This window comes from Serratia sp. HMSC15F11 (genome assembly GCF_001808215.1).
GTDB lineage: Bacteria > Pseudomonadota > Gammaproteobacteria > Enterobacterales > Enterobacteriaceae > Serratia > Serratia nevei.
On record NZ_KV792465.1, the window covers coordinates 162,356 to 176,234 of the forward strand.

Annotated in this window: 8 protein-coding genes; 2 read left to right on the forward strand and 6 right to left on the reverse strand. The window is 61.9% G+C overall.

Annotation, left to right across the window (positions count from 1 at the left end; translation table 11 throughout):
- Positions 1 to 185: 185 nt before the first annotated feature.
- Positions 186 to 1,601, reverse strand: coding sequence for a PTS trehalose transporter subunit IIBC (treB, locus tag HMPREF3138_RS14260; protein WP_019453304.1), 1,416 nt, complete (start codon positions 1,599 to 1,601; stop codon positions 186 to 188).
- Between the two features lie 137 nt (positions 1,602 to 1,738).
- Positions 1,739 to 2,686, reverse strand: a complete 948-nt coding sequence (gene treR / locus HMPREF3138_RS14265) for a trehalose operon repressor TreR (protein ID WP_038879034.1) — start codon at positions 2,684 to 2,686, stop codon at positions 1,739 to 1,741.
- 423 nt (positions 2,687 to 3,109) lie between these two features.
- On the opposite strand from treR, the gene mgtA reads away from it, so the two are divergent.
- Together mgtA and HMPREF3138_RS14275 are read left to right on the forward strand one after the other, a co-directional pair.
- On the forward strand, positions 3,110 to 5,818 hold the full coding sequence (gene mgtA, locus HMPREF3138_RS14270; protein WP_038879031.1) for a magnesium-translocating P-type ATPase: 2,709 nt from the start codon (positions 3,110 to 3,112) through the stop codon (positions 5,816 to 5,818).
- 267 nt (positions 5,819 to 6,085) lie between these two features.
- A complete protein-coding gene (locus HMPREF3138_RS14275; protein ID WP_038879028.1) occupies positions 6,086 to 8,476 on the forward strand; it encodes a beta-N-acetylhexosaminidase in 2,391 nt (796 codons plus the stop codon).
- 36 nt (positions 8,477 to 8,512) lie between these two features.
- Here HMPREF3138_RS14275 and HMPREF3138_RS14280 read toward each other — a convergent pair whose 3' ends face one another.
- The 4 genes from HMPREF3138_RS14280 to pyrB form a co-directional block, all read right to left on the reverse strand.
- Complete coding sequence (locus tag HMPREF3138_RS14280) at positions 8,513 to 11,494, reverse strand: non-ribosomal peptide synthetase (RefSeq protein ID WP_038879026.1); 2,982 nt, start codon at positions 11,492 to 11,494, stop codon at positions 8,513 to 8,515.
- A 204-nt stretch (positions 11,495 to 11,698) separates the two neighbouring features.
- On the reverse strand, positions 11,699 to 12,085 hold the full coding sequence (gene ridA, locus HMPREF3138_RS14285) for a 2-iminobutanoate/2-iminopropanoate deaminase (RefSeq protein WP_004933379.1): 387 nt from the start codon (positions 12,083 to 12,085) through the stop codon (positions 11,699 to 11,701).
- A 157-nt stretch (positions 12,086 to 12,242) separates the two neighbouring features.
- The gene (gene pyrI / locus HMPREF3138_RS14290; RefSeq protein WP_038879023.1) at positions 12,243 to 12,707 is read right to left on the reverse strand and encodes an aspartate carbamoyltransferase regulatory subunit; all 465 of its coding nucleotides are present in this window, start codon (positions 12,705 to 12,707) and stop codon (positions 12,243 to 12,245) included.
- Between the two features lie 12 nt (positions 12,708 to 12,719).
- Positions 12,720 to 13,655 carry an aspartate carbamoyltransferase gene (gene pyrB, locus HMPREF3138_RS14295; RefSeq protein WP_038879020.1) on the reverse strand — a complete coding sequence of 312 codons (936 nt, stop codon included), beginning with the start codon at positions 13,653 to 13,655 and terminating at the stop codon, positions 12,720 to 12,722.
- Positions 13,656 to 13,879: the final 224 nt, after the last annotated feature.

Here is a 13,879-nt window from a genome sequence, read left to right on the forward strand (position 1 = left end):
CAGTCACTTACTTGAGTAAGCTCCTGGGGATTACGAGCCTCGTCCGGAGGCTCGCCCTTTGGGCCAGCGCAGGCGCTGTTCAAATCGGTTCCCGACCGATTTGTTGCACCCTTGCCGCCTAGCTGCAGCTCGAAAGCTATAGGGTATTTCCAGCCCCTACATTCATGTTGCGTATTTTGCGTCAATTAAACCGGCAGCTCGCCGCGGGCGGCCTTGCGCTTGTAGACCATGATGGTCAGCACCAGCGGGATGACGATCGCCACCAGAATTGCCAGCGAGTAAATCAGCCAGAACTGCGGCTTGATAGACAGGATGCCCGGCAGGCCGCCGACGCCGATGCCGTTGGCCATCACGCCGTCCAGGCCGCAGATAAGGCCTGCGATGGCGGAGCCGATCATCGCGCACAGCATCGGGAAGCGGTATTTGAGGTTGATGCCGTACATCGCCGGTTCGGTCACGCCGAGGTAGGCGGAGATCGCCGCCGGCACTGAAATTTCACGCTCGTTGGCTTTGCGGCTGATGATGATGATGCCGAGCACCGCCGAGGCCTGCGCGATGTTGGACAGCGCAATCAGCGGCCATACCGGGGTGCCGCCCATGCTCTGGATCATCTGCATGTCGATGGCCAGCGTGGTCTGGTGCACGCCGGTGATCACCAGCGGTGCATACAGGAAGCCGAACAGCGCGGCGCCCACCGGGGCGAAGCTGCCGGTCATCACCGCTTTCACCGCCCAGGCGACGCCGTCGCCGATCATGCGGCCGAACGGCCCGATCAGCGCGTGCGCCAGGAACACCGCCAGCAGCAGCGAAACCACCGGCACCACCACCAGATAGAGATAGTCGGGGACGATCTTTTTCAGCCGGGTTTCGATCCAGCCCAGCGCCATGCCCGCCAGGATCGACGGGATCACCTGCGCCTGATAGCCGACTTTCTGGATAACGAACCAGCCGAAGTTCCACACTTCCGGCGTTTGCTGGCCGAGCAGGTAGGAGTTCATCAGCTGCGGCGACACCAGGGTGACGCCCAGCACGATGCCGAGCACCGGCGTGCCGCCCATCTTTTTCACCGTCGACCAGCAGATGGCCACCGGCAGGAACATGAAGATCGCTTCACCGAGCAGCCACAGGAAGTCGTAAACGGTTTTCCACGCCGGGTGCATCTGCGCCAGCGTTTGGCCGCCGGACATCGGGATGTCGCCGATCACGTTGCGGAAGCCGAGGATCAGACCGCCGCTGATCAGCGCCGGCAGCAGCGGGAAGAAGATCTCGGCGAAGTGGGAGATGGTGCGCTCGGTCCAGGTCATGTTCTGGCGCGCGGCGACCTTGGCCTGTTCTTTGTCGGCCTCGTTGACGCCGGTGCTGGCGATCAGCGCCTGATAGTAGTCGCCGACGTCGGTGCCGATCACCACCTGGAACTGCCCGGCGTTGGTGAAGCAACCTTTGACCATCGGCAGCTCTTCGATTTCTTTGGGGCTGGCCTTGCTGGGGTCATTGAGGACGAAACGCAGCCGGGTAATGCAATGGCTGACGGTGGCGATGTTCTCGCGGCCGCCGACCAAAACAATCAGGCGATCAATATCCTGCTGTTTTACTTTGCTCATTATGGGATACCTGCAGAGGTGTTGACTGAGTAATGATCAAAGCTTAGCCACTCGGCTTTTTGAATGAAATGGGAACGTTCCCGGTTTGGGGCGAGGATCACAAAATGACAAAAAATGGTCAAATTCCAAGCAGTTCGTCAGGAAAGTTTGCTGGGCACCACCAGGCGGCGGATCCCCTGTTCGCCGCTGAGCTGCGCCAGCAGCTGCTGCGCCGCCAGCAGGCCGGCGCTGCCGTAGCCGAACTCGACCGACAGGGTATCGGGGAACAGGAAGCTGAGCAGCGGGGTGTTGCCGATGGCGCACACCTGAATGGCGTGCGCCGGCTGTTGCTGAAGGTATTTGATCGCCCCCAGGGCGATGCTGTCGGAAGCGCAGATCAGCGCGCTGGTGTGCGAGTCGATCACTTCGGCGGCGTGCTGGAAACCGCTCTGGTAGCTCAGCTCGCCCAGCGTGGCGCGCGGCGTGAGCTTGAGGCGTTCACAGGCGTCGAGGTAGGCCTGATAGCGGCGCTGGCCGGTGGTGGCGTCGCTGAGCTGCACCCCCAGATAGCCGATATGCCGGTGCCCTTGCCGGTGCAGGCGGTCCATCAGCAGGTTCACCGCGCCGGCGTCGTCGTAGCAGACGGACGAAAAGCCGTCGTATTCACGCACCATCACCACCATTTTTTCCTGCCACGGTTTGAGCATCGCCGCAGTCAGGCCGGTGAAACCGAACAGGATCACCCCGTCGACGTTGCGCTGGCGCAGCACGTGCAGGTGCTCCTGCACCAGGCGGGTTTCGAACTGGCTCTCCATCACGATCGGGTCGAAGCCCTGCTGATACAGCAGCGGCAGCATGGTGCGCACCGCCTGGTTTTCCGACGGTGAATCGAGACGGGAAACGATGATGCCCACCACCTTGTCGCTCTGGCCGCGCATGGCGCGCGCCGACTTGGAGGGAGTAAACCCTTGCTGACGGATCACCGCTTCCACCCGTTCGCGGGTTTGCGGGCTCACGCTGCCTTCATTGTTCAGCACGCGTGAGACGGTGGATTTGCCTACGCCGCTCAGGCGTGCGATGTCCTTGATGGTCAGCCGGTTTTGCATGGTTTACTTTTCGTTGAAGTGGACAGGCGTAACATAAAGGCCTGTAAAACAATGCCCGTCAGCATAGCTCATTTTCCGACGCGGATCTTGATGCAAAACGGGATTGTGACATTGCGATGAACGGCCGCTCGTGCCGCTCTGTTTTTCCCTTTACCGGAGGTTATACCCCATATGGACCCCGACCCGACTGCTTTAGACACTCACTCGGTTCACCGGTAAAACCTCTCCGCCTGGCGCTGCTGTTTTACCGGTGAAGTACACACGGTAACCGGTGGCGCGCGCTTCGTCGTTCGCTCCTGCTGCTGAAAAAAAGAATAAGGATCTGCATTGGCAGAGGCTTTTTGGCGTGCCCGCCATCCGCCCGGCCGATGACGATCCCCGTTTACCCGCTGCCGTGAGGCACCGGGCGACGAGGTGCGAACCATGAAACTGAAAAAACTCCCCCGTCAGCTGCTGGGCCTGTTCGCCCGCGGCCTTCCGCGCCGTTTGGTGCGCCGCGACAGCCTGCTGGACAGCGTCGGCGGCGCTGCGCGCGATATGCCGGCCGGCCTGGCGCAGCAGCGGCTGGAATGCGCCGCCGCAGAGACGATGCAGCTGTTTGAGCGTTTCCACAGCCACCCGGAAGGCATCACCGCCCATGAGGCGGAGCAGGTGCGCCAGCGCTGCGGCGAGAACGTCATCGACGATCAGCAGAAAGAGGCCTGGTGGCAGCACCTCTGGCACTGCTACCGCAACCCGTTCAACCTGCTGCTGACCGCGCTCGGCATGATTTCTTATGCCACCGAGGATCTGACCGGCGCCTTGGTGATCGCGCTGATGGTGCTGATCTCCACGCTGCTGAACTTCATCCAGGAGGCACGCTCCAACCGGGCGGCCGACGCGCTGAAGGCCATGGTGAGCAACACCGCCACGGTGATCCGCAGCGATGCGCTCACCGGCAAGAGCGAGCACGTGGAGCTGCCGATCGCGCAGCTGGTGCCGGGCGATATCATCAAGCTGGCGGCCGGCGACATGATCCCGGCGGATCTGCGCGTGCTGTCGGCCAAGGATCTGTTCATCAGCCAGGCGGCGCTGACCGGCGAATCGCTGCCGGTGGAAAAATCCGCGGCGCCGCAGACGTTGGCGGCCGATCCGCTCGATTGCCAGAACCTGTGCTTCATGGGCACCAACGTGGTCAGCGGTACCGCGCTGGCGATGGTGATCGGCACCGGCGGCAACACCTATTTCGGCCAGCTGGCGCAGCGCGTCACCAGCCAGGATGAGCAGCCGAACGCCTTCCAGAGCGGTATCAGCAAGGTCAGCTGGCTGCTGATCCGCTTTATGCTGGTGATGACGCCGATCGTGCTGCTGATCAACGGCTACACCAAGGGCGACTGGTGGGAAGCGGCGCTGTTCGCGCTGTCGGTGGCGGTCGGGCTGACGCCGGAAATGCTGCCGATGATCGTCACCTCGACGCTGGCCAAAGGGGCGGTGAAACTGTCGCGCCAGAAGGTGATCGTCAAACGCCTGGACGCCATCCAAAACTTCGGCGCCATGGACATTCTGTGCACCGACAAGACCGGCACCCTGACCCAGGACAAGATCGTACTGGAGCGCCATACCGACGTGTTCGGCGCCAGCAGCGAGCGGGTGCTGCGCTACGCCTGGCTGAACAGCTTCTACCAGACCGGCCTGAAAAACCTGCTCGACGTGGCGGTGCTGAGCTGCGCGGAGCAAAATCAGCAGCCGGAAGCGCTGCAGCACTACCGCAAGGTGGATGAGATCCCGTTCGACTTCGTGCGCCGCCGCATGTCGGTGGTGGTAGCCAAGGACAACGAGTATCACGAGCTGGTGTGCAAGGGCGCGCTGGAAGAGATGCTGGCGATTTGCAGCCACGTGCGCCATGAAGACGAGGTGATCCCGCTCAGCGAGGCGCTGCTGGTGCGCATTCGCCGCATCACCGACGATCTCAACCAGCAGGGGCTGCGGGTGGTGGCGGTGGCCAACAAGATCCTGCCGGCGCAAACCCACGAATACGGCGTGGCGGACGAGTCGGATCTGATCCTCGAAGGCTACGTCGCCTTCCTCGATCCGCCGAAGGAGAGCACCGCGCCGGCGCTGGCGGCGCTGAAACAGAACGGCGTCACGGTGAAGATCCTCACCGGCGACAACGAGCTGGTGGCCGCCAAAGTGTGCCGTGACGTCGGGCTGGCGGCCGAGCACCTGCTGCGCGGCAGCGAGATCGAGCTGATGGACGACGAGCAGCTGGCGCAGGCGGCGGCGCGCACCACGGTGTTCGCCAAGCTGACGCCGCTGCACAAAGAGCGCATCGTCAAACTGCTGCGCCGCCAGGGGCACGTGGTGGGCTTTATGGGCGACGGCATCAACGACGCGCCGGCGCTGCGCGCGGCCGATATCGGCATCTCCGTCGATTCGGCGGTGGACATCGCCAAGGAAGCGGCGGACATCATCCTGCTGGAAAAAAGCCTGATGGTGCTGGAGCAGGGGGTGATCGAAGGGCGCCGTACCTTCGCCAACATGCTGAAATACATCAAGATGACCGCCAGCTCCAACTTCGGTAACGTGTTCAGCGTGCTGATCGCCAGCGCCTTCCTGCCGTTCCTGCCGATGTTGCCGCTGCACCTGTTGATTCAGAACCTGATGTACGACATCTCGCAGATCGCCATCCCGTTCGATAACGTCGACGACGATCAGATCACCCAGCCGCAGCGCTGGAACTCCGCCGATTTGGGGCGGTTTATGGTGTTCTTTGGGCCGATCAGCTCGATCTTCGACGTGCTGACCTTCAGCCTGATGTGGTGGGTATTCAAGGCCAATACGCCGGAAATGCAGACGCTGTTCCAGTCCGGCTGGTTCGTGGAAGGGCTGCTGTCGCAAACGCTGATCGTGCACATGATCCGCACGCGCAAAATTCCGTTTATCCAGAGCCGCCCGTCCTGGCCGCTGTGCATCATGACGCTGGCGGTGATCGCCACCGGCATCGGCCTGGTGTTCTCGCCGCTGGCCGGCTTCCTGCAGCTGCAGGCGCTGCCGCTCGGCTACTTCCCGTGGCTGGTGCTGATCCTCGCCGGTTACATGGTGCTGACCCAGTGCGTGAAAGGCTGGTTCGTGCGCCGCTACGGCTGGCAATAACCCGCTCGCCCCCTCCGGCCGGGAGGGGGCAACTGTGATCCCGTCCGCTTTTTCACCGCAACGGTTGGACATCTGTTCTGTGCTGAGTCTTTATCTACAGCGTTGGCTGTTTTCCCCTGCGCCTTTCAAGCCACCGCGTTGTTGGCTGTACGCCCGCCCCCCAGTTACTTAGCAGACCTAAGCGCCTGGGGATGCGGGCGCTTGCCGCCTAGCGGTGGTTTGAAATTCATTAGGGATATTTTGTTTTTTTCCTCTGAGGAATTTCCGATGCACAGACCTTTCCGTTATACGCTACTGGCTTCATCGTTATGGTTTTCTTGCGGTGCGCTGGCGCAGCCGGCGGGCGATCTGCCGCTGATGCCCTGGCCGCAGCAGGTGGAAGTGACGCAACCGGCGGGCAAGCTGATTTTGGATCACCAGTTGTCGTTAAGCGTCCAGGGTGACGACTTGGGCGACGCGCTGCCGCGCTGGCGCCAGCGCATCGAACTGCAGACCGGCTGGACGCTGGCGCCGATGGAAGAAGCGAACGGCGCGGCGATCAAGGTGGTGATCAAGGACCGGGTGGCGGCGCAGCCGCTGCCGGGAAGCGACGAAAGTTACCGGCTGGCGGTCACGCCGCAGGGCGCCACGCTGACCGCCAACACTCGCTTCGGCGCGCTGCGCGGCATGGAGACCCTGCTGCAGCTGCTGCAGACCGACGGGCAAAACACCTTCCTGCCGCTGGTGGATATCCGCGATGTGCCGCGCTTCCCGTGGCGTGGCGTCTTGTTGGATTCGGCGCGCCATTTCCTGCCGCTGCCGGACATTCTCCGCCAGCTCGACGGCATGGCGGCGGCCAAGCTTAACGTGTTCCACTGGCACCTGACCGACGATCAGGGCTGGCGCTTCGCCTCCGAGCATTACCCCAAGCTGCAACAGCAGGCCAGCGACGGCCAGTTCTACACCCGCGAGCAGATGCGGCAGGTGGTGGCTTATGCCACGGCGCGCGGCATTCGCGTGGTGCCGGAGATCGACATGCCGGGGCACGCTTCCAGCATTGCGGTGGCCTATCCCGACTTGATGAGCGCGCCGGGGCCGTATCGCATGGAGCGCGAGTGGGGCGTGCATAAACCGACGCTCGATCCGACCCGCGACGAGGTGTATCAGTTTGTCGATACGATCGTCGGCGAGCTGGCGGCGATCTTCCCCGATCCTTATCTGCACATCGGCGGCGATGAGGTGGACGCCGGCCAGTGGCGGGCGTCGCCGTCGATTCAGGCGTTTATGCAGCAGAACGGGCTGGCGGATACCCATGCGCTGCAGGCCTACTTCAACCAGAAGCTGGAAAAGATCCTCGAGAAGCACCAGCGGCAGATGGTCGGCTGGGACGAGATCTACCACCCGTCGCTGCCGCGTTCGATCGTCATTCAATCCTGGCAGGGGCAAGACTCGCTGGGTGCCAGCGCCCAGGACGGCTATCAGGGCATTCTCTCCACCGGTTTCTATCTCGATCAGCCGCAAAGCACCGCCTATCACTACCGCAATGAAATTCTGCCGCAGCCGCTGGGGATCGAGACGGCGGTGCAGCCCGGCGAGCAGGCGCAAAGCTGGCGCTTCAGCATGCCGCGTCTGAAGGGCAGCGCGGTGGAGGGCAGCTTCACGCTGATCGAGGGTAAGCAGGGCTGGCGCGGCTTTATCGATTTCAACGGCAAATCGCGCCGCGCGGTGCACGACATCGTCTGGCGCACGCCGCAGCAGGTGACGTTCCGCGTCGATACCTGGATGGGCGACACGCGGCCGGTGTTCACGCTGCAGCAGGACAAGCTCAGCGGCTATACGCTGGTCGGCAACGTGCGTTACCCCACCCGCGGCGACAAGCTGGCGGCGGTGCCGGCGGGCAAGATGCCGGTGGTGCCGGACGAGAAAGGGCAGGCCAACATGCTCGGCGGCGAAGCGGCGCTGTGGGCGGAAAACGTGCGCGCGCCGCTGCTCGATCTCAAGCTGTGGCCGCGCGCCTTCGCGGTGGCGGAGCGGCTGTGGTCGGCGCAGGACGTCACCGACGAAAGCAACATGTACCGGCGGCTGGCGGCGATCGACGCCTGGTCGGTGGTGTCGGTCGGCCTGCAGCAGCACGCGGAAACGGCGCGTGAATTCACCCGGCTGAGCAACAGCGTGCAGATCCTGCCGCTGCAGATCCTGGCCGAGGCGGTGGAGCCGGCGCAGTATTACACCCGCCAGCACCTGAAGTTCCAGGCCGGCAACTATCACCAGTTCGAACTGCTGAACCGCTTTGCCGATGCGCTGCCGCCGGAGAGCGGCGCGGTGCGCGACATGCATGCCCAGGTCGCGGCCTTGTTGCAGGATAAGCGCGATAAGGCGGCGGCGCAGGCGCTGCGCGAACGACTGCAGCGCTGGCAGGCGAACGGCGCGGCACTGCAGACGGCGATCGCGGGCAACCGCACGCTGCGCGATCTGGCGCCGGTGGCGCAGGACGTCGATGCGTTGGCCACGCTGGGCTTAACGCTGCTGGATCGCCATCAGCAGGGCAAACCGCTGAGCCGGGCCGAGGCAGAGCAAGCGCAGCACCGGCTGGATGCGGCGGCGCAGACGCGCGACGAAGTGGTGATTGCGGCGGTGTACCCGCTGGAGGCGCTGCTGCGCGGGCTTAAAATGGAGTGAGGGTGACGGGGCTCGACGAGCTGAGCCCCGGTTTTGTTACGCTCGTAGCGAAAGCGGCGCATACCCGATGGCGTGCTGCAGGTAATTCAGCAGCAGCTGGCGGGTGAAGTGCGGCTCATCGATGCCGCTGCCCTGCAGGAAGCGTTGCAGGTTGCTGCAATCCCACCGATAGGTGTCTTGATAGAGCTCCACCGTCGATAGCTCGTCTACCATAGGATCTTTGAACAGGCTGAGCAGCGGGTACAGCGGCGCGTCGCTGTCGTTTTCCCATTGCGCCCGCCACTGCGCGAAAGGCAGAGGGTGGAAACGATAACCGAACTCGCGCTCCAGCAGGCTGAAAAACTCGCGCAGCGTCAGGTTATTGTCGCCCTGGTGGATCAGGTTGAATTTATGCCCCAACGCCTGAGGATTGCGTGAGACGTGGGCGATGGCCTGCGTCATGTAATCTACCGTGGTCAATCCTTCGCGCAGATCCCGCAGATCCGGCACCGTGCCGCTGCTGATGCAGGTTTTCACCAGCCGCCCCCACCATTGATAATCGGCGTTGACGCCGGTGCGGCTGTGGCAGGTGGCGTAGCCCAGGCGGAAGGTCATCAGCGGCAGGCCCTGCGCCGCCGCCAGATCGGCGATCTTCTCCATCACCCATTTGCTGCGCACATAGCCGATATCGCGGCTTACCGCCTGCAGGTTTTGATCGATATCGTCGTTTTCACGCATCACCCGCTTGCCGGTATGCAGATGCCCCCAGCTGTATACGGAGATGGTGGACAGCAGCATCAGCGGTTTGGTGCGGGTATGGGCCGCGAAGCGAATGATTTCCCGCAGGCCCTGCACGTTGTCGCGCTTCATGTAGGAATAGGGCTGGATAAAATTCACCGCGCTGGCCGAATGGTAAACCAGGTCGATATCTTGGCTTAACGCCCTGTAGGCCGCAGGCGTCAGCGAAAAGTCGTGTTCCGCGACGTTGCCAGGCACGATATGAATGCGCGCGTGCTGGCTGGCGTTCAGCGCGATCCGGTAGCGCTGCAGCACCGCTTCCAGCCGCCGCATCGGCGGCGTTTCGGCGCCGTCGCGCACCAGGCAATACAGTGCGGCGTCGGTGGTGCGCAGCAGCTCGGCCAGCAAATGTGCACCGACGAAACCGGTGGCGCCGGTCAGTAAAATGGCGCGCGGGGCGCTGATTTGCCGCGTATCGAACGTCGGGTTGATGGTGATGCCTGGCGGCAGAAAGACATCATCCTGCAGGGCGCGTGTCGGATCGCCGTCTTGACGCCGAGGCTTGCTCTCCTGGCGCTGCAACATCGCCTGCGTCAGTTGCTCCAGGCTCGGATATTCATAGATGTCATGCACATAGCTTTTGACCGCGAACGCTTTACCCAAATCTGTCGCTAACCTGGCCGCCATCAGAGAATGTCCGCCCAGCGCGAAAAAATCATCGTCGGCGCGGATGTGATCCACTTTCAGCAGCGTGCGCCACAGATCGGCGACGATCCGCTGGTGGCCGTCGAGCGGTTCAGCAGGGGCCGGCCGAGCCTCGGGCGCCAGGGCCAACAGCGCCGCCTGGTCAATTTTACCGTTGGCGTTGATCGGCAACCGATCCAGATGCCGGTACTCGGCGGGCAGAGAGTAGGCGGGTAGCTGATCCTGAAGCTGCCGTTTAACCCGTGCAATGAGATCGCCGCCGGGATCTTCACCGGTCAAAAACGCCAGGATCCGCTTGTCGCTCGGATTGTCCGTTTGATTGACGAGGGCGATGGCGGTTTTTACGCCGGAGACCTGCGTCATCAGGCTGCCGATTTCACCGAGCTCCACGCGATTGCCGCGGATTTTGATCTGCGCGTCGAGGCGCCCGAGGAACTGAATCTCACCGTTCGGCAAGCGGCGCGCCCGATCGCCGCTGCGGTACAGGCGTTGGCTGCCGATGTGCGGCGAAGTGACAAAACGTTCGGCGGTCAGCTGCGGGGCGTTCAGGTAGCCGCGCGCCAGGCAGGTGCCGCTGATGCAAAGCTCGCCAGGTTCGCCGTCGGCAACCGGCTGCAGCCGTTCGTCGAGGATGAAGACCTGGGTATCGGCGATGGGCCGGCCAATCGTGGACGGCGGGTTCTGCGTCGCACAGCGCACGCGGTTGTAAGTGGCGAAGATGGTGGCCTCCGTCGGGCCGTAGTAATCCACCACTGCATAGCCGATGCCGCGCAGCGCGACTGGGTTCAGCTTTTCACCGGCGGTGAACAGGTATTTCAGCGCCAGCCCGGCGGGCTGCGGCGCGCCGATGACCTCCGGCACCAATACCGTAGGGACAAAGGCGTGGGTGAGGCGATGACGGGCGAAGAAGGCCAGCAATGCGTCCGGCTGCAGGCGGGTCTCCTCGTGCGGCAGATACAGGGTGCCGCCGCAGATCAGCGGCGCCCAGATTTCCCATTGCGCCACGTCAAAACCGACGCCGGCAATCAGCGTGGAGCGGCTGTGTTCATCCATAGCGAACCGTTGGTTATGCCAGAGGAGCAGGTTTAACAGCGAACGATGTTCAATCATCACGCCTTTAGGCGTACCGGTGGTGCCGGAGGTGAAAATAATATAGGCAAGCGCGTCGGAGTCTGGCGGGGGAAATAGATCTTCGTAATCTTTATTCAGGGAAATATTATCAATGGAAAGGGTTTTACGTGAGGGAGTGGCGATACTTTTATGAATTTCATGATTGCTGAACAGAATTATCGGTGAGCCACTTTGTTCGATAATATTGCGAATGCGCCGCTCGGGATAGCGGGCGTCAATGGGAATATAGCAGGCTCCGGCCTTGGCGATCGCCATCATGCCGATCGGCAATTCCACCGTACGCTGCGCGACCAGCGGCACGGCATCGCCGGGCCGAACCCCTTCCTGTTTCAGGCGCGTGCACAGTGCGCTGCTGGCTTCATCCAATTGACGGTAGGTCAGGTGTTTATTATCGCCGACGATGGCGGTTTTTTCCTGATAACGGGAAACCTGTCGGATAAAATAATCCAATACGCTAGGTGCCATGGTTATCTCCTGTCATTATTCACGGGGTGAAAGAAATGAAACAGCAATGACCCGGCCGGGTGAAAAACAAGTATAGGCGTATTTTTATTGTGGAATTGTAAATGTGAGCGATATTACGCTATCGCTATAAATTAATTGAATTAATAAAATTCTTATCAATAAAAACGGCCAGTCTGCACTGGCCGTGATTCGCGTGCGTGTCGATTAACGACGCACGGCGATGGCTTCGATTTCGATCTTCACGTCTTTTGGCAGACGCGCCACTTCCACGCAGGAGCGGGCCGGGAACGGCGCGCTGTGCTCGGTGAAGAAGGCTTCGTACGCGGCGTTGACGGTGGCGAAGTCGTTCAGGTCTTTCACGAACACGGTGGTTTTCACGATGTCGGCAACGATCAGGCCGGCGGCTTCGACGATCGCTTTGACGTTTTCCAGCGACTGGCGCGCCTGAGCGGCCACGTCGTCGGCGACGGCGCCGGTTTTCGGATCGACCGGGATCTGGCCGGAAGTGATGATCATGCTGCCCAAATCAACGCCCTGCACGTAAGGACCAATGGCTGCCGGGGCGAGTTCAGTGCTGATATTACGTGACATGTTTTCTCCTGATAGACCCGTTGTCTTTCACGCCGCCGCGCGGTCGGCCGCAGCGTAAAATTCGGTGGGTAGCAACGTGGGTAGAGTTATTTTCAGGCATCCATTATAGGGAGTGACGCGCAGATTAACAGCGCCGCTCCCGCTAAAAGGGCAGAATTCAGTCGGCCTGCAACACCACCTGATGCTCGAACTCTTTCTCGCAGTAGCGGCACTTCAGGTGCACTTCGCCGTCGCGCGGCTTCACGCTGAAGCTCGACGCCACCGGCTCGCTGCGGCTGATGCAGTTGCTGTTCGGGCAGGTCAGCACGCCGTCGATGTGATCCGGCAGGCTGAGGGTCAGTTTGCGCACCACTTCATAGTTATCGATGCGGTTTACCGTGGCCTTCGGTGCGTACATCGCCAGCTGGTTGGCCTGCTGCTCGGTCAGGAAGGTGTTCTCGATCTTGATCAGATCCTTGCGGCCCAGCTCGTTGGAGGGCAGGTTCAGGCCGATGGTGATGCGCTGGTCGGTGGCGGTCAGCTTGAACAGCGTCAGCAGTTTGAAACCGATCTGCGCCGGAATGTGGTCGATCACCGTGCCGCATTTGATCGCTTCGACCTGCAGTTTATTGTCGTGAGTCATGGCGGTTCCCCCTTAAAGAGCCAAATCTGCGTTAAGCACCAGCGCCAGCAGCGCCTGGCGGGCGAAGATGCCGTTGCCCGCCTGCTGGAAGTAGTAAGCGTACGGCGTTTTATCCACGTCGGTGGCGATCTCGTCGATGCGCGGCAGCGGGTGCAGCACCTTGAGGTTGGCGCGCGCGCCGGCCAGATCCGCAGCGCGCAGCACGAACTGCGCCTTCACGTTGGCGTACTCGGAAGGATCGAGACGCTCTTTCTGTACCCGGGTCATGTAGAGAATATCCAGCTCCGGCACCACTTCTTCAATGCTGCTGTGCAGGCTGTACTCGATGCCTTTCTCTTCCAGCATTTTCAGGATGTAGGCCGGCATCGCCAGCGCGTCCGGGGCGATGAAGTAGAAGCGGTTGCCTTCGAACTTGGCCAGCGCCTGGGTGAGCGAGTGCACGGTGCGGCCGTACTTCAGGTCGCCGACCATGGCGATGCTGAGGTTGCTCAGGCGGCCCTGGGTTTCCTGGATGGTGAACAGATCCAGCAGGGTCTGGGTCGGGTGCTGGTTGGCGCCGTCGCCGGCGTTGAGCACCGGCACGTTGCCGGAGAATTCAGCGGCCATGCGCGCCGCGCCTTCCTGCGGATGACGCATCACGATGGCGTCCACGTAGGTGCTGATCACCGAGATGGTGTCGGCCAGGGTTTCGCCTTTCTTGCCGAGCGAGGTGTTGCTGCCGTCGGCGAAGCCCACCACCGAGGCGCCGAGGCGGTGCATCGAGGTTTCGAACGACAGGCGGGTACGGGTCGAGGCTTCGAAGAAGCAGCTGGCGATCACCTTGTGTTTCAACAGTTCCGGCTGCGGGTTGGCTTTCAGACCGGCGGCGGTGCGCAGCACCAGCTCCAGATCCTCGCGGCTGAGATCGTTAATAGAGATGATGTGTTTGTGATACAGCGGGTTGGCCATTTTTCACTCCTCCTCGACGCGTGCCCGTGGCGCGGGACTTTGGGATATTCTCAAGGCAAAAAAAAGCCCCTCAATGAGGGGCTTGAAACGATCGGTTTAGCAACAGGAGAAACAACGGCAGCTGGCCGCCGATAGGCAGTCGGTTTTGTCGATTGTGGCTAACAAAACAAACGTCGTTTTTCATGCTTTCTCCTGGCAAATTGTGGCGCATTATACTCGCGCTT